Origin of the sequence: Streptomyces anandii JCM 4720 (assembly GCF_014650655.1) — a bacterium.
Taxonomy (GTDB): domain Bacteria; phylum Actinomycetota; class Actinomycetes; order Streptomycetales; family Streptomycetaceae; genus Streptomyces; species Streptomyces anandii.
Map to the genome: position 1 here is coordinate 123,917 of NZ_BMVJ01000006.1, position 19,346 is coordinate 143,262.

The 19,346-nt window shown below is 73.1% G+C and carries 17 protein-coding genes, 2 pseudogenes and 1 riboswitch; of the genes and pseudogenes, 13 read left to right on the plus strand and 6 right to left on the minus strand.

The window, feature by feature from the left end; translation table 11 throughout:
• From IE249_RS37130 to IE249_RS13320, 3 genes and pseudogenes are all read left to right on the plus strand, one after another.
• Positions 1-203: pseudogene (locus IE249_RS37130) on the plus strand (insulinase family protein); the annotation flags it as partial.
• A 237-nt stretch (positions 204-440) separates the two neighbouring features.
• Positions 441-604: riboswitch (cyclic di-AMP (ydaO/yuaA leader) on the plus strand.
• 12 nt (positions 605-616) lie between these two features.
• Entirely contained in the window at positions 617-1,375 is a 759-nt protein-coding gene (locus IE249_RS13315) for a M23 family metallopeptidase (protein WP_189705025.1), read from the plus strand.
• Between the two features lie 196 nt (positions 1,376-1,571).
• Complete coding sequence (locus IE249_RS13320) at positions 1,572-2,270, plus strand: GntR family transcriptional regulator (protein ID WP_189705026.1); 699 nt, start codon at positions 1,572-1,574, stop codon at positions 2,268-2,270.
• 250 nt (positions 2,271-2,520) lie between these two features.
• On the opposite strand, the gene IE249_RS13325 is transcribed toward IE249_RS13320, so the two are convergent.
• Entirely contained in the window at positions 2,521-2,802 is a 282-nt protein-coding gene (locus tag IE249_RS13325; RefSeq protein ID WP_030171859.1) for an HPr family phosphocarrier protein, read from the minus strand.
• 205 nt (positions 2,803-3,007) lie between these two features.
• Here IE249_RS13325 and IE249_RS13330 point away from each other — a divergent pair, with 205 nt between their 5' ends.
• The 4 genes from IE249_RS13330 to IE249_RS13345 all read left to right on the plus strand — a co-directional run bounded on the left by IE249_RS13330 (position 3,008) and on the right by IE249_RS13345 (position 8,524).
• A complete protein-coding gene (locus IE249_RS13330) occupies positions 3,008-5,890 on the plus strand; it encodes a bifunctional acetate--CoA ligase family protein/GNAT family N-acetyltransferase (protein WP_189705027.1) in 2,883 nt (960 codons plus the stop codon).
• A gap of 97 nt (positions 5,891-5,987) precedes the next feature.
• Positions 5,988-6,584, plus strand: a complete 597-nt coding sequence (locus IE249_RS13335; RefSeq protein WP_189705209.1) for a DUF5998 family protein — start codon at positions 5,988-5,990, stop codon at positions 6,582-6,584.
• Positions 6,584-7,774, plus strand: a complete 1,191-nt coding sequence (locus IE249_RS13340) for an alkaline phosphatase family protein (protein ID WP_189705028.1) — start codon at positions 6,584-6,586, stop codon at positions 7,772-7,774. Before IE249_RS13335 ends, IE249_RS13340 begins: the two co-directional genes overlap by 1 nt.
• Positions 7,775-7,873: 99 nt before the next feature.
• Positions 7,874-8,524, plus strand: a complete 651-nt coding sequence (locus IE249_RS13345; RefSeq protein WP_189705029.1) for a thymidine kinase — start codon at positions 7,874-7,876, stop codon at positions 8,522-8,524.
• 13 nt (positions 8,525-8,537) lie between these two features.
• On the opposite strand, the gene IE249_RS13350 is transcribed toward IE249_RS13345, so the two are convergent.
• Complete coding sequence (locus IE249_RS13350) at positions 8,538-9,341, minus strand: VOC family protein (RefSeq protein WP_189705030.1); 804 nt, start codon at positions 9,339-9,341, stop codon at positions 8,538-8,540.
• A gap of 297 nt (positions 9,342-9,638) precedes the next feature.
• On the opposite strand from IE249_RS13350, the gene IE249_RS13355 reads away from it, so the two are divergent.
• Positions 9,639-10,490, plus strand: a complete 852-nt coding sequence (locus IE249_RS13355; RefSeq protein ID WP_189705031.1) for a sulfurtransferase — start codon at positions 9,639-9,641, stop codon at positions 10,488-10,490.
• Positions 10,491-10,615: 125 nt separating this feature from the next.
• On the opposite strand, the gene sepH is transcribed toward IE249_RS13355, so the two are convergent.
• Positions 10,616-11,641, minus strand: a complete 1,026-nt coding sequence (gene sepH, locus IE249_RS13360; RefSeq protein ID WP_189705032.1) for a septation protein SepH — start codon at positions 11,639-11,641, stop codon at positions 10,616-10,618.
• Between the two features lie 489 nt (positions 11,642-12,130).
• Between sepH and IE249_RS13365 the strand changes: the two genes are divergently transcribed.
• Positions 12,131-13,066, plus strand: a complete 936-nt coding sequence (locus tag IE249_RS13365; RefSeq protein ID WP_229858353.1) for a hypothetical protein — start codon at positions 12,131-12,133, stop codon at positions 13,064-13,066.
• Here IE249_RS13365 and IE249_RS13370 read toward each other — a convergent pair.
• A complete protein-coding gene (locus tag IE249_RS13370; RefSeq protein ID WP_189705033.1) occupies positions 12,990-14,309 on the minus strand; it encodes a D-arabinono-1,4-lactone oxidase in 1,320 nt (439 codons plus the stop codon). The two genes, IE249_RS13365 and IE249_RS13370, sit on opposite strands and share 77 nt — an antisense overlap.
• Positions 14,269-15,507 carry an MFS transporter gene (locus IE249_RS13375; protein WP_189705034.1) on the minus strand — a complete coding sequence of 413 codons (1,239 nt, stop codon included), beginning with the start codon at positions 15,505-15,507 and terminating at the stop codon, positions 14,269-14,271. The genes IE249_RS13370 and IE249_RS13375 overlap by 41 nt, the downstream gene beginning before the upstream one ends.
• A gap of 126 nt (positions 15,508-15,633) precedes the next feature.
• Here IE249_RS13375 and IE249_RS13380 point away from each other — a divergent pair, with 126 nt between their 5' ends.
• Together IE249_RS13380 and IE249_RS13385 are read left to right on the plus strand one after the other, a co-directional pair.
• On the plus strand, positions 15,634-16,761 hold the full coding sequence (locus IE249_RS13380; RefSeq protein ID WP_189705035.1) for a ferrochelatase: 1,128 nt from the start codon (positions 15,634-15,636) through the stop codon (positions 16,759-16,761).
• An 8-nt stretch (positions 16,762-16,769) separates the two neighbouring features.
• Positions 16,770-17,585, plus strand: coding sequence for an inositol monophosphatase family protein (locus IE249_RS13385; protein ID WP_189705036.1), 816 nt, complete (start codon positions 16,770-16,772; stop codon positions 17,583-17,585).
• 268 nt (positions 17,586-17,853) lie between these two features.
• Here the strand turns inward: IE249_RS13385 and IE249_RS13390 are convergent, their stop codons facing one another.
• The gene (locus IE249_RS13390; RefSeq protein WP_019981855.1) at positions 17,854-18,027 is read right to left on the minus strand and encodes a hypothetical protein; all 174 of its coding nucleotides are present in this window, start codon (positions 18,025-18,027) and stop codon (positions 17,854-17,856) included.
• Positions 18,028-18,458: 431 nt separating this feature from the next.
• Here IE249_RS13390 and IE249_RS13395 point away from each other — a divergent pair, with 431 nt between their 5' ends.
• Both IE249_RS13395 and IE249_RS37135 read left to right on the plus strand, forming a co-directional pair.
• Positions 18,459-19,112: a response regulator transcription factor gene (locus IE249_RS13395; RefSeq protein WP_007385219.1), complete on the plus strand. Its 654-nt coding sequence runs from the start codon at positions 18,459-18,461 to the stop codon at positions 19,110-19,112.
• A gap of 6 nt (positions 19,113-19,118) precedes the next feature.
• Positions 19,119-19,346: pseudogene (locus IE249_RS37135) on the plus strand (two-component sensor histidine kinase); the annotation flags it as partial.

Consider the following 19,346-nt stretch of genomic DNA (forward strand, 5'->3'; position numbering starts at 1 on the left):
TCGAGCAGCACCTGCCCGACGACTACCAGGCGACGCTCTATCAGCAGCTGGCCGCCACCGGCACGGTCGAGGCCACCGCGGCAGTCGTCAACGCCTTCCCGGTGGACCGCCTGGTGACGGTGCTCGTCGGTGACGCGGCGCGGATCAAGGAGCCCGTGGAGGCCCTCGGCATCGGCCAAGTCACCGTCGTGACGGCCGAGTAGAGGACGCCGTCGGGCACCCGCGCGGGAGCGCGGTGGCGGCCCGCGACGGGCACGCGCGCGTGGGGCCCTGGTGACCGAAGCGTCACCAGGGCCCCCGCATGTCCGAATTGCGGGAGAGGCTGCCCGTCTGCCCTGTGGCCTGCGCTACAAAACCTCTGATTCGTTTGGGAATTGAAAGCGGGCCCGTCTAGCGTCGGGGCGGCTGTTCGTCGGGCAGTGCGCCGCACCCGCGGCACCGGACAGCCATCGCCGAGTCCCCGTACGGCGCGAGCCAGGGGAGCCGGGGACCCATCCAGTCCCTGGGGTGAATCGGGCGCCCGCGCGTTGTGCGAGGGGGCCCGTAGGAGACCTTCCTGCTCCGAACCCGTCAGCTAACCCGGTAGGCGAGAGGGAAGGAAAGGACCAGCCACCACATGGCGTTCACGCGCGCCACCGGGAAGCACCGCCGTCCCAGCCGGGTGCACCGCACCACCGCCCGCGCGGCCGGCGTCGCGGCCCTCACCACCACCGGTGTCATCGGCACCCTCGCCGCCGCACCGGCCCTCGCGGCCGAGGCCCCCGCTCCCGAGGACACCGGCCTCAACCCGGTCATCACCATCGGCGACACCGTCGCCCAGAGGGTGGACGCCCAGGCCCTCGCCCAGCAGAAGGCCGCCGCGCAGAAGCAGGCCGAGGAGGCCGCGCGCAAGAAGGCTGCCGAGCAGGCGAAGCAGGAGCGCGAGGCCAAGGCGCGCGCCGCCCGCGAGGCCGAGCGCAAGCGCCTCAACACCTTCGTGCCGCCGGTCTTCGGCTCCTACGTGTCCACCGCCTACAAGGCCGGCGGCTCCCTGTGGTCCTCCGGCTCCCACACCGGCATCGACTTCCACGCCGCGAGCGGCACCGCCGTGCACGCGGTCGGCATCGGCACGGTCGTCCAGACCGGCTGGGGCGGGGCGTACGGCAACCAGATCGTGATCAAGATGGCCGACGGCATGTACACCCAGTACGGCCACCTGTCGTCCATCGGCGTCTCGGTGGGCCAGAAGGTCACCCCAGGGCAGCAGATCGGCCTGTCCGGCGCGACCGGCAACGTCACCGGGCCGCACCTCCACTTCGAGGCCCGCACCAGCCCGGACTACGGCTCCGACATCGACCCCGTGGCCTACCTCCGCAAGCACGGCGTGAACGTCTGACCCACGCACGCCCGCCCATCGCGGCGACGGCCCCCGGCTCACCGAGCCCGGGGGCCGTCGCTGTTTCGTCCGGCCGCTGTCCAAAAAATATCCATGGATTCCGGCTCCTCGCCGGAAAAGACCGGGCGCTGCAATAGAGTCGGTCGAACACGCGCCAATCGGCCGCGTTTCACGGGGATTAATGCGGAGGTCGGGCATGCGTATTCCGGCGCACACGGTGTGCACCGCGATCCGGGACGACATCGTCGCCGGCGTCCACGCGCGCGGCAGCCGGCTCACCGAGGAAGTCCTAGCGCGCCGCTACGGAGTCTCGCGCGTGCCCGTGCGCGAGGCGCTGCGCACGCTGGAGGCCGAGGGGTTCGTGGTGACCCGCAGGCACGCGGGCGCGTGCGTCGCGGAGCCCACCGAGCAGGAGGCGGCCGATCTGCTGGACATGCGGATGCTGCTGGAGCCGCTGGGCGCCGCCCGTGCGGCCCAGCGGCGCACGGAGGCTCATCTGAAGGTGCTGCGCGGGCTGGTCAGGCTGGGTCAGGAGCGGGCCAGGCAGGGGGGCAGCGAGGAACTGCGCGCCCTGGGCACCTGGTTCCACGAAACGCTCGCCCAGGCCTGCGGCAGCCCCGCGCTGACCTCGATGCTGACCCAGTTGCGGCACAAGATCGCCTGGATGTACACGGTGGACGTGCCGGCCGACCCGGTGGAGTCCTGGACCGAGCACGGTGCCATCGTGGACGCCGTGGCGCGCGGGGACGGCGAGCGCGCGCGGGCGCTGACCGCCCTGCACGCCGAGCGCGCGACGGGCGCACACCGTTTGCGCGCCGCCGGCGCGACGGTGGCCCGCGCCGACCGTGTGAGGACTTCGCAACCTGGCGTCAACATGTCGGGTCTCCGCCTTTAACACGGGCGCCGTATACAAGAGGAGATATCAAAGGATTCGGGCTCGGCATCGGGATCGGGATCCGGTCGGGGGAATTCACGCACGCCCTTTTACGTGCCGACCTCCCCTTTACGTGCCGCCCTCCCCGTAATTTCCGTGGGCCAGCCGCATATATGAAAACCAGGCGGCCGCGGGACCGAAAAGCGAAACCGCGCCGCCCTCATGGGCGACGCGGTTCCACCGTTGCGTTCCGGCGCTGCGGACGGACGGGTCAGACCGTCTCGGGCAGCTCCTCCAGGCCCTCCGAGACCAGCTTGGCCAGCCGGTCCAGGGCGGCGTCGGCGCCCTCGGCGTCGGAGGCCAGGACGACCTCCTCGCCACCCTGGGCGCCGAGCCCGAGGACGGCCAGCATGGAGGCCGCGTTGACGGGGGTGCCGTCGGCCTTGGCGATCGTCACGGGGACACCTGCGGCCGTGGCGGCCCGGACGAAGATGGAAGCGGGGCGGGCGTGAAGGCCCTCGGCCCAGCCGACGTTGACGCGGCGCTCAGCCATGTGATGCTGCCCTTCGGTGTATCAGGGTTGTCTAGACCAGTTTCCCACACGTGAGGCACGCCGGGAACGGGTTCCCGCTCCCGGGTGACGCCGGACCGCGGCCTCGGTCCGATGTGTGTCCTCCACAGTGTCCTCCACGGACTGCCCTCGCGCCGGTGCCGGAGGCCGGCCGGACGTTGTCAGGGGCCCGCCGTACGCTGGGGCCATGCAGACCTCGCCGGACCGGCACGAGTACCCCGCCCACTGGGAGGCCGACGTGGTGCTGCGCGACGGCGGCACCGCCCGGATCCGCCCCATCACCGCCGAGGACGCCGACCGGCTGGTCAGCTTCTACGAGCAGGTGTCGGACGAGTCCAAGTACTACCGCTTCTTCGCGCCCTATCCGCGTCTGTCGGCGAAGGACGTCCACCGCTTCACGCACCACGACTTCGTGGACCGGGTGGGCCTCGCGGCCACGGTCGGCGGCGAGTTCATCGCCACCGTACGCTACGACCGCGTGGGCGCCGACGGCATGCCGGCGTCCGGACCCTCCGACGAGGCCGAGGTCGCCTTCCTCGTCCAGGACGCCCACCAGGGCCGCGGAGTCGCCTCCGCCCTCCTGGAGCACATCGCCGCCGTCGCCCGCGAACGCGGCATCCGCCGCTTCACCGCCGAGGTGCTGCCCGGCAACACCAAGATGATCAAGGTGTTCACCGACGCCGGGTACACCCAGAAGCGCAGCTTCGAGGACGGCGTCGTGCACCTGGAGTTCGGCATCGAGCCGACCGACCGCTCGCTGGCCGTGCAGCGCGCCCGCGAGCAGCGGGCCGAGGCGCGCTCGGTGCGCCGCCTGCTCGCCCCCGGCTCGGTCGCCGTCGTCGGAGTCGGCCGCACGCGCGGGGGCGTGGGCCGCGGCATCCTCGACAACATCCGCGACGCCGGCTTCACCGGCCGGCTGCACGCCGTCAACCGCGCGTTCGGCGAGGACCTGAAGGAGATCGACGGGGTGCCCGCGCACCGCTCGGTGCGCGACATCGACGGCCCCGTCGACCTCGCGGTCGTCGCCGTGCCGGCCGAGCACGTCCCCGAGGTGGTCGCCGAGTGCGGCGAGCACGGCGTGCAGGGACTCGTCGTGATCTCCGCCGGGTACGCGGAGAGCGGCCCCGAGGGACGCGAGCGCCAGCGCGCCCTCGTGCGGCACGCGCGCACGTACGGCATGCGTCTCGTCGGGCCCAACGCCTTCGGCATCGTAAACACCTCGCCCGAGGTCCGGCTGAACGCCTCCCTCGCCCCCGAGATGCCCCGCCCGGGCCGCATAGGGATGTTCGCTCAGTCCGGCGCCATCGGGATCGCGCTGCTGTCCCGGCTGCACCGGCGCGGTGGCGGCGTCACCGGAGTGACCGGCGTGTCGACCTTCGTCTCGTCCGGCAACCGCGCCGACGTCTCCGGCAACGACGTCCTGCAGTACTGGTACGACGACCCGGACACCGACGTCGCCCTCATGTACCTGGAGACCATCGGCAACCCGCGCAAGTTCACCCGGCTCGCGCGGCGCACCGCGGCAGCCAAGCCGCTGGTCGTGGTCCAGGGGTCCGGTTCCGCCCCCCAGGGCCACACTGTGCGGGCCACGCGGCTGCCCCACGCGACCGTGTCCGCGCTGCTGCGCCAGGCCGGAGTGATCCGCGTCGACACCATCACGGAACTGGTGGACACCGGGCTGCTGCTCGCCCGGCAGCCGCTGCCGCCCGGCCCGCGCGTGGCGATCCTCGGCAACTCCGAGTCGCTGGGCGTGCTGACGTACGACCGTTGCCTGGCCGAGGGCCTGCGTCCGCAGCCGCCGCGGGACCTGACCACGGCGGCGTCGGCGGAGGACTTCAGGGCCGCGCTGTCGCGGGCGCTCGCCGACGACACCGCCGACGCGGTGGTCGTCACCGCCATCCCCGCCGTAGGCGAGGGCGCCGCACAGGACGCGGCGCTGGCCGAGGCACTGCGCTCGGCCGCGGCCGCGGTGCCCGGAAAGCCGGTCCTGGTCGTCCACGTGGAACTGGGCGGCCTCGCGGAGGCCCTGTCGGCCGCCGCCAGCACGGGCCCGCAGGCGGGGGCCGCCCAGGGGGAGGCCGCCCCGGCTCCTGTGGAGCCCGCACCCGAGGGGCCCGCCCCCGTGCACCCGTCCGCCACCCCGCACCCCACGCCCACCGCGGCCACGCCGTCCCGGACCGCCCCCGCCGAAGGCCCGGGCGCCTGCTCCCGCCTGATCCCCGCCTACCCGGCGGCCGAGCGCGCCGTCCGGGCCCTGGCCGAGGCCGTCCGCTACGGCCAGTGGCGGCGCGAGGCCGCCGACCCCGGCAAGGTGCCCGAGTACGACGACATCGACGAGAAGGGCGCCGCCGCGCTGATCAACGGCCTGCTCGCGCGCGGCCAGGGCTTCACCCTCGGTACCGAGGAGACCTGCGAACTCCTCGGCCGCTACGGCATCCACGTCCGCCGCGCCCTGCCAGCCCCCACCCCCGACGCCGCCGCCGAAGCCGCCCGCGCCCTCGGCTACCCCGTCGCCCTCAAGGCCACCGCCCCCCACCTGCGCCACCGCGCCGACCTCGGCGGCGTCCGCCTCGACCTGGCCGACGAAGAGCAATTGCGCCGTGCCTACGCCGAGTTGACCGAGCTGTTCGGGCAGCCGGAGGAGCTCCGGCCCGTGGTCCAACCCATGGCGCCCCGGGGAGTCGACACCGTCGTACGCGCGGTCATCGACCCGGCGGCGGGCGCGGTGCTCTCCTTCGGCCTGGCCGGGGCCGCCTCGCAGCTCCTGGACGACATGGCGCACCGGCTGGTCCCGGTCACCGACCGGGAGGCCACCTCGATGATCCGCTCCATCCGGACCGCGCCCCTGCTGTTCGGCTGGCGCGGCTCGGCGCCGGTCGACACACCCGCGCTGGAGGAACTGCTGCTGCGGGTGTCCCGGCTGGTGCACGACCACCCGGAGGTGGTGGCGGTCACCCTCGAGCCGGTCGTCGTCGCCCCTCGCGGGGTGAGCGTCCTCGGCGCGGCGGTGCGCCTGGCACCCGCGCCCGCCCGCGACGACCTCGGCCCGCGCACGCTCCCGCTGTACTGAGGGGCCGCCGCGAGGCCCACACTGGGCGTGCCCCCGGCGTCACGCCCCGGTTTCCCCGGTCCTCGGCGGTGCCTCGCAGTCAGTGCGCCCCCGTAGGATGGACGGCATGGCCAAGACCACTACGACGACCCAGGGGCTGCGGGCGGCGATCGAGCGCAGCGGCTACTACCCGGCTCTCGTGGCCGAGGCGGTGGAGGCCGCCGTCGGCGGCGAGCCCATCCGGTCGTACCTGGTCCACCAGGAGACCACGTTCGACCAGAACGAGGTACGGCGGCACGTGACCGTGCTCGTCCTCACCGGCAACCGCTTCATCGTCAGCCACACCGACGAGCAGGCCGCCGACAGCACCTCCCCGACGCCGTACGCGACGACCTCGACCGAGTCGGTCAAGCTCGGCCGCATCTCGTCGGTCGTGGTCAGCCGCGTGGTCGCCAACCCCGAGCAGTACACGCCGGGCACCCTGCCCCGCGAGGTCGTGCTGACCATCGGCTGGGGCGCCGTCTCCCGCATCGACCTGGAGCCCGCCGCCTGCGGCGACCCCGACTGCGAGGCCGATCACGGCTACACCGGCAACTCCACGGCCGACGACCTCAGCCTGCGTGTCAGCGAGGCCGGGGACGGACCCGAGACCGTGCGCCAGGCGCTCGCCTTCGCCCAGGCCGTGTCCGAGGCCACCGCGGACCTGACCCGCTGATGACACAGTCCACCGCCTGGGACCATCCCGAACCCCTCGCCGTCGAGTCCGCGCCCGTCCCGCAGTACGGGTCGGGCTCGCTCGCCGACCTCCTGCCCACCCTGGCCGCCGGCATGGGCGTACCCGACATGACCGCCGCGATCACGGAGCTGACCCCCGTCGACCGCGCCTGCGTCTTCCTGATCGACGGCCTCGGCTGGGAGCAGCTGCGGGCGCACCCCGAGGACGCCCCCTTCCTGACCTCACTGCTGTCCGGCTCGCGCGGCGGCACCGGCCGGCCGATCACCGCCGGCTACCCGGCGACCACCGCCACCTCCCTGGCCTCCGTCGGCACCGGTCTGCCCCCCGGCGCGCACGGCCTGCCCGGCTACACCGTGCGCAATCCCGCCACCGGCGAGCTGATGAACCAGCTGCGCTGGCAGCCGTACTCCGATCCGCGCGCCTGGCAGCCGTACCCCACGGTCTTCGAGCTCGCCCACCGCGCCGGGGTGCACTCCGCGCAGGTCTCCTCCCCGACCTTCGAGAACACCCCCCTGACCAGGGTCGCTCTCAGTGGCGGAACGTTCCTGGGGCGGCTCACCGGTGAGGACCGCATGGACCTCGCGGCCGAGCAACTCGCCGCCGCCGACCGCGCCCTGGTCTACACGTACTATTCCGAGCTCGACGGCGCCGGCCACCGCTACGGCGTCGACTCCGACACCTGGCGCGGCCAGCTGATGTGCGTCGACCGGCTGGCGCAGCGCCTGGCCGAGCAGCTCCCGCCGCGCAGCGCGCTCTACGTCACCGCCGACCACGGCATGGTCGACATCCCGTTCGACGAGCAGCACCGCATCGACTTCGACGAGGACTGGGAGCTGCGCGCCGGCGTGGCCCTGCTCGGCGGCGAGGGCCGGGCCCGGCACGTGTACGCGGTGCCGGGAGCCGAGGACGACGTGCTGATCTGCTGGCGCGAGGTGCTGGGGGAGCAGTTCTGGGTGGCCTCCCGCGAGGAGGCGGTCGCGGCGGGCTGGTTCGGCCCGCGGATCGACGACCGGGTGTACGCGCGCATCGGCGATGTCGTCGCGGCCGCGCGGGACGACGTGCTGCTCATCGCCTCGGAGCGAGAGCCGAAGGAGTCGGCGATGGCCGGCAACCACGGCTCGATGACCCCTGCCGAGCAGCTCGTACCCCTGCTCGAAGTACGCTCCTGACGCCACCGCCCTCAGCTCTCAGCCCTCTGCCCTGAGCCCACCGCCCTCGGCCCAGAGCCCACCGCCCTCCACCACCTGCCGAAAGGTTCCCGACTCCCCATGCCCGAGCTGGTGTTCTTCTCCGGAACGATGGACTGCGGGAAGTCGACGCTGGCGCTGCAGATCGAGCACAACCGTTCGGCGCGTGGTCTGGCGGGCATGATCTTCACCCGTGACGACCGGGCGGGGGAGGGCAAGCTGTCCTCGCGCCTCGGCCTGGTCACCGACGCGGTGGAGGTCGAGGACGGCGCGGACCTGTACGCCCACCTGGTCGACCACCTGTCCCAGGGCGGCCGGGCCGACTACGTGATCGCGGACGAGGCGCAGTTCCTCGCGCCGGAGCAGATCGACCAACTCGCGCGCGTGGTCGACGACCTGGAGATCGACGTCTTCGCCTTCGGCATCACGACCGACTTCCGCTCCAAGCTGTTCCCCGGCTCGCAGCGCCTGGTCGAGCTGGCCGACCGCGTCGAGGTGCTCCAGGTCGAGGCCCTGTGCTGGTGCGGCGCCCGCGCCACCCACAACGCCCGCACGGTGGGCGGGGTCATGGTCGTCGAGGGCGCCCAGGTGGTCGTCGGCGACGTCACCCGGTCCGCGGACGAGATCGGCTACGAGGTGCTGTGCCGCCGGCACCACCGGCGCCGTATGACGGCCGCCTCGGCCCGCGCCGCCGCCCTGTCACCGGACGTCCTGCCGGTCTCACCCTCCTGAGCGAACCCCCGGGTCAACACGGACCTTGAACCAGGGCAAACCGGGCACCCTCCGGATCGGCCACCGTCGCCGTCCGGCCGTGCGCGCCGTCGTGGGCGGGGACGAGCACCTGGCCCCCGAGGCCGGTGACCCGCTCGGCCGCCTCCTCCGTGTCGACGACCTCGAAGTACGTCAGCCAGTGCGGGCCCCGGTCCCGGAGCAGCGCGTGGCCCGCGCCGCGCACACCGGCGACCGGGCGCCCGTCCAGGCAGAGGGTGACCTCGTCGGGGCCGGAGGAGGCGGCGCGCTTCTCCTCGTAGCCGAAGACCGTCTCGTAGAACTTGGCGACGGCCGCCGTCTCGAAGGTCAGCAGTTCGTTCCACGCGGGTGTGCCCGGCGCGCCCGTGATGCCGGTGCCCAGATGGGCCGCGGCCTGCCAGACGCCGAAGACGGCGCCCGAGGGGTCCGAGCCGATCGCCAGGCGTCCCGCGTCCCCGGCCTCCAGCGGGCCCACCCCGACGGTGCCCCCGCACAGGCGTACCGTTTCGGCCGTCAGGTCCACGTCGTCGGAGGCGAGATACGGCGTCCAGGCGACGGGCAGGTGCCGGTCCGGTGGCAGCCGGCCGATGCCGGCCACCTCCTGACCGTCCAGCAGCGCCCGTACGTACGGGCCGAGCTGGGCGGGGCCCGGCTGGAACTCCCAGCCGAAGAGCTCCTCGTAGAAGGCCTGGGTGGCGGCCATGTCGTGGACCATCAGGCTCACCCAGCATGGTGTGCCGGGCGTATACCGAGTGTGCGCGCGGCCGTTCGGGCCGGCCGACTCCGGTGCCTCGGTCATCGTCACTCTCTTCTCGGCCCCCGTGCGGCGGCCGTCTCGACTGCGCTCTCCCGGTCCCCGAGCCGATGCTCGCACCACCCGTGGTGGGGCGCGCTCCGGGTGCGTCCTCCCGGGCGGTGTCTGTCCGGAGGATGCCCGGTGTGCGGTTTCCTGCCCGTTTACTTGCGCTTGCCGACAGATGTCGATCGGCTGTACAGCGCGTGCCCGATCCCGTACGTCTCGTGACCGGACCTGTCCGGCCGAGCAGAGTAGCCGGACCTGGACGCCGCGGCCACCCCGTGCGCAAGGATGGTGACCATGAACGCCATCATCTCCGCATCCGAACTCGCCGACGCCCTCGCGGGACCGCGCCCGCCGGTGCTGCTCGACGTCCGCTGGCAGCTCAGCGTGGCGAAGGCGGGTGGCGAGCCGCCCTTCGACGGACGCGCGGCCCACGAGTCCGGACACATCCCGGGCGCCGTCTACGTCGACCTCGACCGCGAACTCGCCTCCGCACCGGGGAAGGAGGGCCGCCACCCGCTCCCGGACATCGAGGAGTTCGGCGCGTCGATGCGCCGCGCGGGCGTGTCCGCGGCCCGGCCGGTGGTCGTGTACGACGGCGGGCAGGGCTGGGCGGCCTCCCGTGCGTGGTGGCTGCTGCGCTGGACGGGGCATCCCGACGTACGGGTCCTGGACGGCGGCCTGGCCGCCTGGGAGGGGCCGCTGGAGACCGGGGCGTCCGAGCCGGCCGAGGGCGACTTCTCGCCGGAGCCCGGCGCGGTGGCGCTCCTGGACGCCGACGCGGCGGCGGAATTGGCGCGTTCCGGCCTGCTGCTGGACGCCCGCGCGGGGGAGCGGTACCGCGGTGAGGTGGAGCCGATCGACCCGGTCGGCGGCCACATCCCGGGCGCCGTGTCCGCGCCCACGAACGACAACGTCGGCCCGGACGGGCGCTTGCGGCCCGCGGCGGAACTCAGGGCGCGGTTCGAGGCGCTGGGCGCGGCCGGGGGTACCGAGGTCGGCGTGTACTGCGGCTCGGGCGTGTCGGCGGCCCATGAGGTGCTCGCGCTGGCCGTCGCGGGCATTCCCGCGGCCCTGTACGCCGGTTCGTGGTCGGAGTGGTCGGGAGACCCTTCGCGGCCGGTGGCGGTGGGCGCGGACCCGCAGTAGCCGTACGGGGTCCTTCCCAGCGGACAAAGGGGGAGCCGACGGCCCGGACCGCACGCCGTTCGCGGCGTGGTCCCGGGCCGTCGGCTCCCAACAGCCGTCACGGGCGGGGGTGGTGGCCCGCCCGGCTACTCCTGCTTCTTCCGGCGCGTCCCGAACACGATCTCGTCCCAGCTCGGGACGGCGGCCCGGCGGCCGGGGCGGACCCCGTCGGCCTCGGCCTGGCGGTCGGTGGCGCCGATGAGCCGGTCCCGGTGACTGCCGACCGAGCGCGGCATGAGCACGTCGGCGTAGGCGGAGCCGGCGGACGCCGCGGGCGCCGGGGGCTCCTCCACCGCCGGTTCGGGGTCGGGCTCGTCCAGGGGCTCCGGCGCACGCTCGGGCACCACCAGGTCGCCCCGGAAGCTCGGCACCGCCTCCAACAGGCTGGTCAGCGAGTCGCGTTCGCCCGTGCTCTCCTCGGCGGGCTCGGACGCCTGCGCGGGCAGCGCAGGCCGCTCGCGGTCCCGGTCGAAGGAGCGCTCGCGGGGCAGCCGGGCGATGCGCGGCACGAACGGGAAGCTGGGCTCCGGCGTGCCGAGGTCGTCGGACTCGCCGATCAGGGCCCGCGCCTCCTCGTCGACGGCCTGCACCAGGCGCCGCGGCGGGTCGTAGGTCCAGCTCGCCGAGTGCGGTTCGCCCGCGACCCGGTAGACCAGCAGCACCTCCCAGGTGCCGTCGTCGCGGCGCCAGGAGTCCCACTGGACGGTGTCCTTCTCGGCGCCGCGCAGCAGCAGACGCTCCTGGACGGCCTCGCCGAGCAGCGGGCCGGAGTTCTCGCCGGGGCGGCGGACCGGGGTCTTGCGGGCCCGCTCGGCCATGAAGGCGCGCTCGGCGAGCACGGGGCCCTCGAACCGCCGTACGCGGTCGACAGGAATGCCGGCGAGCTGTGCGACCTCTTCCGCGGTCGCGCCGGCTCGTATACGCGCCTGGATGTCGCGGGGGCGGAGATGGCTCTCCACCTCGATCTCGATCTGGCCGAGGCGGGGACGGTCGCCGCGCACGGCGGCGCGGAGCCGTTCGTCGATCGGAAGCGTGTACTCCGTGCTGTCCGCAGCCTTCAGCACCAGCCGTGTGCCGTCATTGGAGACGGCCACGACACGCAGTTCGGGCATGGGGACCTCCCGGGTGGTGCCTGCCGACGTCACGTGCGTCGCTGCTTCCGCTAGTCGAGTGTGGCCTGCCCGGGTGCAGCCTGCCACAACCTTGCCGAGTTGCCCGGCGTGTCGGGCGCTGGCCCTGGATCGCCGTTATGGCACGGTTACCTGTTCACAACGCTAAGTGACCAACTTTGTCACCCTGTGCAACCAGCCCCCTCCCGGCGGTCCAGCAAGGCCCCGGACACCCTGGCGGGAGACCGGACCCAGGGCTCGCAACAGTACTCCATTCGGGCCACGTGCGTGGATTGGCACGCCGCCCAACTTCTGGCAAGGAGCGGGACTTGGCCGCGCCTCACCGGCTTTCTCGATCATGCCCGTGGCGTACTTCACGTAATCACCGGAAACGGAACTAACGGTTTCGTCCGTACGTCCCTTTCTCGTGCAGATGGCCGGTCACGTCCCGAAGACCCGGCCATGTACGGGAGAGGCAGGCAAGGTCCGGGAATGCGCGAAAGGCCCGACAACGGTGGTGTGCCCAGCGGCGGCAAGGAGGTGAGCGGGGGCAAGGACGTGAGCGGCAGGCGGATCGACCTGAGCGTGCCTCAGGTCGCGGGCAGCGCCGTGGCGGCGGTGGTCGCCGCGAAACTCGCTTCGTACTTCGGCGTCTACGGCACGATCCTCGGCGCCGGCGTCGTCAGTGCCGTCGCCGCGTGCGGGGGCCCGGTCTTCCAGCACTTCTTCCGGCGCACGGGCGAGCAGTTGAGGGGCGCGGCCACCGCCGCGGGACCGGTACCGGCGACCTTCCCCGCCCGGCGGGCGTCCGCGTCGCCTTTGCCGAACGGTGAGTTCACGCCCGGCACCGTCTACCGGGCCCGGGCCCGGGCCCGGGGGTGGCGGCGCCCCGTGCTCGCGGCCGCGCTGGTCTTCGGCGTCACCATGGCCGGGATCACCGCGTACGAGGCGGCGGCGGGCAGCCGCTTCGGGGGCGGGCACGGCACGACGGTCGGCGCCGCCGTGACCGGCCACCACGCGTCGCCGTCCTCCTCCGGCGACCGCTCGCCCGCGCCCTCGCCGTCTCTTCGGTCCACCACCGGTGACGGCTCGCGACCGAGCGGAACGGGTTCGGGCGGTGCGGGTTCGGGCGGCGATACGCCGGCGAGCCAGGCGCCGACGACCGGGGCGACCGGGACCGCCGGGGCCGGAACCGGCAAGTCCGGAACCACCAGGTCCGGTTCCGGCGGGTCCGGCACCACCGGGTCCGGTTCCGGCGGGTCCGGCACCACCGGGTCCGGTTCCGGCGGGTCCGCCGCGGACCCGCAACCCGGAGGCGCGGGCGCGCGGTCCCCGGAGCCGGGCGCCTCGGCTACGACCCCAGCACCCTCCGCAAGTAGTCGTTCTGGAACAGCCGCTGGGGATCCAGCCGGTCCCGCAGCGCCGTGAACTCGGCGAAGCGCGGGTACACCCCCGCGAAGTACTCGGCGTCCCGGGTGTGGATCTTGCCCCAGTGCGGGCGGCCCTCGTGCGCGGTGAAGATGCTCTCGGCCGCGGTGAAGTACCGCTGGTAGGGGGTGCCCCGGAACATGTGGACGGCGACATAGGCGCTGTCCCGGCCGGAGGCGGTGGACAGCGTGATGTCGTCGGCCGGCGCGGTGCGCACCTCGACCGGGAAGCTCACCCTGAGTCCGGAGCGGTCCACCATCGCCTTGAGCTCGCGCAGCGTGTCGGCGAGGGCCTCGCGCGGTACGGCGTACTCCATCTCCACGAACCGCACCCGGCGCGGGGAGGTGAAGACCTTGTAGGGGATGTCGGTGTACGTCCGCGCGGACAGCGCCCGGCTGGAGATCCGGGCTATCGCCGGGATGGTGGCGGGAACCGCCCGGCCGACCCAGTTGGCCACCTGGAAGACCCCGTTGGAGAGGAACTCGTCCTCGAACCAGCCGGCCAGCCGGCCCACCGGCCTCTCGGGTCCGGCGCTGCGGTTGTTGCGCTTGGTGTTGGTGTTGCCGGTGTGCGGGAACCAGTAGAACTCGAAGTGCTCGTTCTCCGCCCAGAGCTGGTCGAACTCGGCGAGCACCCGGTCGAACCGCATCGGTTCCTCGCGAGCCGTGAGCAGGAAGACCGGCTCCACGGCGAAGGTGATCGCGGTGACGATCCCGAGCGCGCCCAGGCCGATGCGGGCGGCCGCGAAGACCTCCGGGTTCTCCTTCTCCGAGCAGGTGAGCACCGAGCCGTCCGCGGTGACCAGCTCCAGGCCCTTGATCTGGGCGGCGATCGAGGCGGACTCGCGGCCGGTGCCGTGCGTGCCGGTGCTGGTGGCGCCGGACACCGTCTGCTCCATGATGTCGCCCATGTTGGTGAGCGAGAGGCCCTCGCGCGCGAGAGCCGCGTTGAGTCTCTTGAGCGGGGTGCCCGCCTCGACCGTGACCGTCATGGCGTCACGGTCGAGTGCACGGATACCGGTCAACAGTTGAGGACGGATCAACACACCGTCCGTCGCGGCGATGCTCGTGAAGGAATGGCCGGTGCCGACCGCCTTCACCTTCAGGCCGTCCTCGGCTGCCTTGCGCACCGCCGCGGCGAGCTCCTCCGCCGATGCCGGAGTGACCTCCCGCGCGGGACGCGCACTGACGTTGCCGCCCCAGTTACGCCACGTGCCGTTCTGCGCGCTCGTTGTGCTGCTCAACGGAGCCTCCCCGAACCGGAGCCGGCCTGCTGAGCCGGCGGTACCCGAGGAAACCGACCGCGACCGCGACGGCCCCGGACACCGCCGGGACCCCGTACCCCGCCCGCGCGCCCGCCGCGTCGATCACCCAGCCGGCCACCGACGAGCCGAGCGCCACCCCGACCGCGAGCCCGGTGCTCACCCAGGTCATCCCCTCGGTCAGATGCGCGCGTGGTACGTGCTCTTCGACGAGGGCCATCGTCGTGATCATCGTGGGAGCGACGGACAGGCCCGCAACGAACAGCGCCACGGCCAGAAACGGCAAGTTTCCGACCAGTAGGAGGGGGATCATACTCACGGCCATCGCGCATATGCCCAGCAGCCAGCGGCGGGCGGGCGCACCGCCCGGGCGCAGCAGCCCGAACAGGACGCCCGCCGCGCACGATCCGGCGGCGTACAGCGCCAGCACGACGCTGGCCGCGCTCTTGTGGCCCCGCTCGTCGGCGAAGGCCACCGTCACCACGTCGACCGCCCCGAAGATCGCCCCGGTCGCCACGAAGGTGGCCACCAGCACCTGCAGCCCGCCCGAGCGCAGCGCCGAACCGCCGCCGTGCTGCTCGCGCGGGTGCGGTGCCGGCTCGGTGGCCCGCTGGGAGGTCAGCCAGTAGACACCCACGGCGAGGAAGCCCCCGGCCAGCAACGGCCCCGCCTCCGGGAACCAGGCCGTGGACAGCCCGATGGAGATGATCGGCCCGAAGATGAAGCACACCTCGTCGATCACCGACTCGAACGAGTACGCGGTGTGCAGCTGCGGGGTCCCCCGGTACACGGCCGCCCAGCGCGCCCGGACCATCGCGCCCAGGCTCGGCACGGACCCGATGCCGGCGGCGCACACGAAGAGCACCCAGTCCGGCCACCGCAGGTGCGCGGCGATCAGCAGCCCGGCCGCGGCGGCCAGCGCGACCAGGGTCGCCGGACGCAGCACCCGGCGCTGCCCGTGCAGGTCGACCAGCCGGGATATCTGCGGCCCGAGCACCGCGGCGGCCAGCGCGATGGTCGCCGACAACGCGCCCGCGAGCCCGTACCGTCCGGTCAGCTGGGAGATCATCGTGACCACGCCGATGCCCATCATCGACAGCGGCATCCGGCCGAGGAACCCGGCGGCGGAGAAGCCCTTCGACCCGGGGGCGGCGAACAGGGCGCGGTAGGGGCTGGGCACAGGGACTCCGGGGATCCGGTAAGGCGCTAAGGGAGCCGACACAGCTTACGTGGTCGGGTGGTGCCGGCGCACCGCCCTTGCGGGTCGGAATCCCGGCTGTCAGTGCAGGGTGGCAGGATCGGTGTCATGCCAGACGCGCTCGATCCCACTCCGTACGACGCCTTGCTCCTGCTCTCGTTCGGCGGCCCCGAAGGCCCGGACGACGTGGTCCCGTTCCTGGAGAACGTGACGCGCGGACGCGGCATCCCCAAGGAACGACTGAAGGAAGTCGGGCAGCACTACTTCCTGTTCGGCGGGGTCAGTCCCATCAACGACCAGAACCGCGCCCTGCTGGACGCCCTGCGCAAGGACTTCGCCGGCCACGGCCTGGACATCCCCGTCCACTGGGGCAACCGCAACTGGGCGCCCTACCTCACGGACACCCTGCGGGACATGGTCCGCGACGGCCACCGTCGCATCCTCGTCCTGGCCACCAGCGCCTACGCCTCGTACTCCGGCTGCCGCCAGTACCGCGAGAACCTGGCCGACGCACTGGCCACCCTCGAGGCCGAGGGCCTGGAGCTGCCGAGGATCGACAAGCTGCGGCACTACTTCAACCATCCGGGCTTCGTCGAGCCCATGATCGACGGCGTCCTGGAGTCCCTCGCCGACCTCCCCGACGACGTCCGCGACGGCGCCCACATCGCCTTCACCACCCACTCGATCCCGACCTCGGCCGCCGACACCTCCGGCCCGGCCGAGGGACACGGCGACGGCGGGGCGTACGTCCGCCAGCACCTGGACGTGGCGAAGCTGATCGCCGACGCGGTCCGCGAGCGCACCGGCGTCGACCACCCCTGGCAGCTCGTCTACCAGTCGCGCTCGGGCGCCCCGCACATCCCGTGGCTGGAGCCCGACATCTGTGACCACCTCCAGGAGCGGCACGCGGCCGGAGTTCCGGCCGTCGTCATGGCGCCCATCGGCTTCGTCTCCGACCACATGGAGGTCCTCTACGACCTCGACACCGAGGCCACGGCCAAGGCCGCGGAGCTGGGCCTGCCGGTCCGCCGCTCGGCGACGGTCGGCGCCGACCCGCGCTTCGCCGCGGCGGTCCGCGAACTGATCCTTGAGCGCGCGGCGACCGAGCGCGGCGACCGGGTCACGCCGTGCGCGCTCGGCACCCTCGGCGCGAGCCACGACGTCTGCCCGGTCGGCTGCTGCCCGGCCCGCGCCCCCCGCCCCGCAGCCGCGGGCGCCGACAGCCCCTACGCGTGAGGAGCGCCGTGACCGACGCCCTGCACGCGGAACTGCTCCAGCTCGCCCTCCAGGCGGCGACCCGCGCGGGGGACCTGCTGCGGGACGGCCGCCCGGCCGACCTCGCGGTCGCCGCCACCAAGTCCAGCCCGGTCGATGTCGTCACCGAGATGGACCTCGCCGCCGAGAAGCTGATCACCGGCCTGATCGCCGACCGCCGCCCCGACGACGGCTTCCTCGGCGAGGAGGGCGCCGCCACCGAGGGCACCAGCGGCGTCCGCTGGGTGATCGACCCCCTCGACGGCACGGTGAACTACCTCTACGGGCTGCCGACCTGGGCGGTCTCCATCGCCGCCGAGCTGGACGGCGAGACCGTCGTGGGAGTCGTCACCGCCCCCATGCGCGGCGAGACCTTCCACGCGGTACGCGGCCGGGGCGCATGGGCCACCGGCGCCTGGGCCGGCGAGCGCAAGCTGTCCTGCCGCCCCGCGGCCCCCTTGGACCAGGCCCTGGTCTCGACGGGCTTCGCGTACGTCGCCGAGGTCCGTGCCCGCCAGGCCGAGGTCGCCCAGCGCCTCATCCCGCTGGTCCGCGACATCCGCCGCGGCGGCTCGGCAGCGATCGACCTGTGCGACGTGGCCGCCGGCCGCCTGGACGGCTACTACGAGCGCGGCCTGAACCCCTGGGACTACGGCGCCGGCGACCTGATCGCCCGCGAGGCGGGCGCACTGACCGGCGGCCGCCCCTCGGAGCCCGTCTCCCGCGACCTGACGATCGCGGCCACCCCAGCCGTCTTCGGCCCCCTCCGGGACCTCCTGGGGGACCTGGGCGCCTGGACGGACTGAAGCAGCCCGGGATCAGCCTGGGGCACACGAGCCCCCTGCCCCACGGCAAGAGGCCGCCCACGCCCACTGCCCCCACGCGCCGGCCGCGAGGGAGCCGCAGGGCGCGCCGGTGTCGAGAGGGCGAGCGCGCGGAGGCGCGAAGCGCTGAGCACGATCGCCCTCTCGACACCGGCATAAAGCGTCCGAAGGCGACCGAGCAATCACAACGGGGCCCCGGCGCTGGATTCGCCGGGGCCCCGTTGTTGTGCAGCTGCTCGCGTACGGGCTGTCAGACGCCGGACACGCCGACCTCCACACCGTGTTCGGCGGCGAGGCGGCGCAGGTCGTCGAGTTCGGCCAGCTCCACCTCGACGAGGAAGTCGTCGCCCTCGTCACGAGCCCGGGTCAGGTCGGACTCGGTCGCCTTTATGCGCTGCAGAAGTCCTGCGGTGAATGCGTCCATGCTGCGCCCCCTCGTCCTGGGTCGTGGGTCGGTGGCACAGGGGTGTGCCGTTCGGAAGGGGCGATCACGTCTCCAGTAGGTGCCCAGCGCTGCCCTGCCGGGCGGCGACGGTGCCGGACACCCACGCCCGCTCTGCGGAAGCGGAGCGTGGTGTACCGCATGGTGGTGCGGCACATGCAGAGCGTGATCGCGGGGTGTAAAGCCGTCCTCCCCCGGCTCCCTCGCGCGGAAACCTCAACCGCATGAGATTTTTCGTCATGCCCCCGCCCTTCGCCCGCCCTTCCTCCTCCGGTCCGCCCCGGCCGTCGTTTCCCCGGCTTACAGCCGACTTATGGCCGAAAAGGGCAGGATGGAGGCACACACCCATGAAGACCCCTGCCCGCGTGCGCCCGAGCGGCGTGCGCGGGCGGACATCAGGAAGGACAAGCGACGTGCGCGTACTCGTCGTCGAGGACGAGCAACTGCTCGCCGATGCGGTGGCCACCGGACTGCGCCGGGAGGCCATGGCCGTCGACGTCGTGTACGACGGTGCGGCCGCCCTGGAGCGCATCGGCGTCAACGACTACGACGTGGTCGTCCTCGACCGCGACCTCCCCCTCGTGCACGGCGACGACGTCTGCCGCAAGATCGTCGAGCTGGGCATGCCCACGCGCGTGCTGATGCTCACCGCCTCCGGCGACGTCAGCGATCGTGTGGAGGGCCTGGAGATCGGCGCCGACGACTATCTGCCCAAGCCGTTCGCGTTCAGCGAGCTGACGGCACGCGTGCGTGCGCTCGGCCGGCGCACCAGTGTCCCCCTGCCGCCCGTCCTGGAGCGCGCCGGCATCAAGCTCGACCCCAACCGCCGCGAGGTCTTCCGCGACGGCAAGGAGGTCCAGCTGGCGCCCAAGGAGTTCGCGGTCCTGGAGGTCCTCATGCGCAGCGAGGGTGCGGTGGTCTCCGCGGAGCAGCTGCTGGAGAAGGCCTGGGACGAGAACACGGACCCGTTCACCAACGTCGTGCGGGTCACCGTGATGACCCTGCGCCGCAAGCTGGGCGAGCCGCCGGTGATCGTCACCGTCCCCGGCTCGGGCTACCGGATCTGATCCGCCGTGGCCGCGACCCCCGCGCCGCCCCAGGCGCCCCCGAAGCCCACCTGGGACCCCAGGAGGCCCGAGCCGCCCTTCCCGTGGCTGCGCCCGACCATCCGGATACGGCTCACGCTGCTGTACGGCGGGATGTTCCTGATCGCCGGCATCCTGCTGCTGTCGATCATCTACCTGCTCGCCGCGCACGCGCTGAACGTGGGCAGCGAGCTGCCTTTCAAGATCATCTCGGGT

What these genes read in the sequence shown, in the direction of transcription:
- IE249_RS13315 (WP_189705025.1), top strand. Translation starts at nt 617, where the DNA reads ATGGCGTTCACGCGCGCCACCGGGAAGCACCGCCGTCCCAGCCGGGTG.
- IE249_RS13320 (WP_189705026.1), top strand. Translation starts at nt 1,572, where the DNA reads ATGCGTATTCCGGCGCACACGGTGTGCACCGCGATCCGGGACGACATC.
- IE249_RS13325 (WP_030171859.1), bottom strand. Translation starts at nt 2,802, where the DNA reads ATGGCTGAGCGCCGCGTCAACGTCGGCTGGGCCGAGGGCCTTCACGCC.
- IE249_RS13330 (WP_189705027.1), top strand. Translation starts at nt 3,008, where the DNA reads ATGCAGACCTCGCCGGACCGGCACGAGTACCCCGCCCACTGGGAGGCC.
- IE249_RS13335 (WP_189705209.1), top strand. Translation starts at nt 5,988, where the DNA reads ATGGACGGCATGGCCAAGACCACTACGACGACCCAGGGGCTGCGGGCG.
- IE249_RS13340 (WP_189705028.1), top strand. Translation starts at nt 6,584, where the DNA reads ATGACACAGTCCACCGCCTGGGACCATCCCGAACCCCTCGCCGTCGAG.
- IE249_RS13345 (WP_189705029.1), top strand. Translation starts at nt 7,874, where the DNA reads ATGCCCGAGCTGGTGTTCTTCTCCGGAACGATGGACTGCGGGAAGTCG.
- IE249_RS13350 (WP_189705030.1), bottom strand. Translation starts at nt 9,341, where the DNA reads ATGACCGAGGCACCGGAGTCGGCCGGCCCGAACGGCCGCGCGCACACT.
- IE249_RS13355 (WP_189705031.1), top strand. Translation starts at nt 9,639, where the DNA reads ATGAACGCCATCATCTCCGCATCCGAACTCGCCGACGCCCTCGCGGGA.
- sepH (WP_189705032.1), bottom strand. Translation starts at nt 11,641, where the DNA reads ATGCCCGAACTGCGTGTCGTGGCCGTCTCCAATGACGGCACACGGCTG.
- IE249_RS13365 (WP_229858353.1), top strand. Translation starts at nt 12,131, where the DNA reads ATGCGCGAAAGGCCCGACAACGGTGGTGTGCCCAGCGGCGGCAAGGAG.
- IE249_RS13380 (WP_189705035.1), top strand. Translation starts at nt 15,634, where the DNA reads ATGCCAGACGCGCTCGATCCCACTCCGTACGACGCCTTGCTCCTGCTC.
- IE249_RS13390 (WP_019981855.1), bottom strand. Translation starts at nt 18,027, where the DNA reads ATGGACGCATTCACCGCAGGACTTCTGCAGCGCATAAAGGCGACCGAG.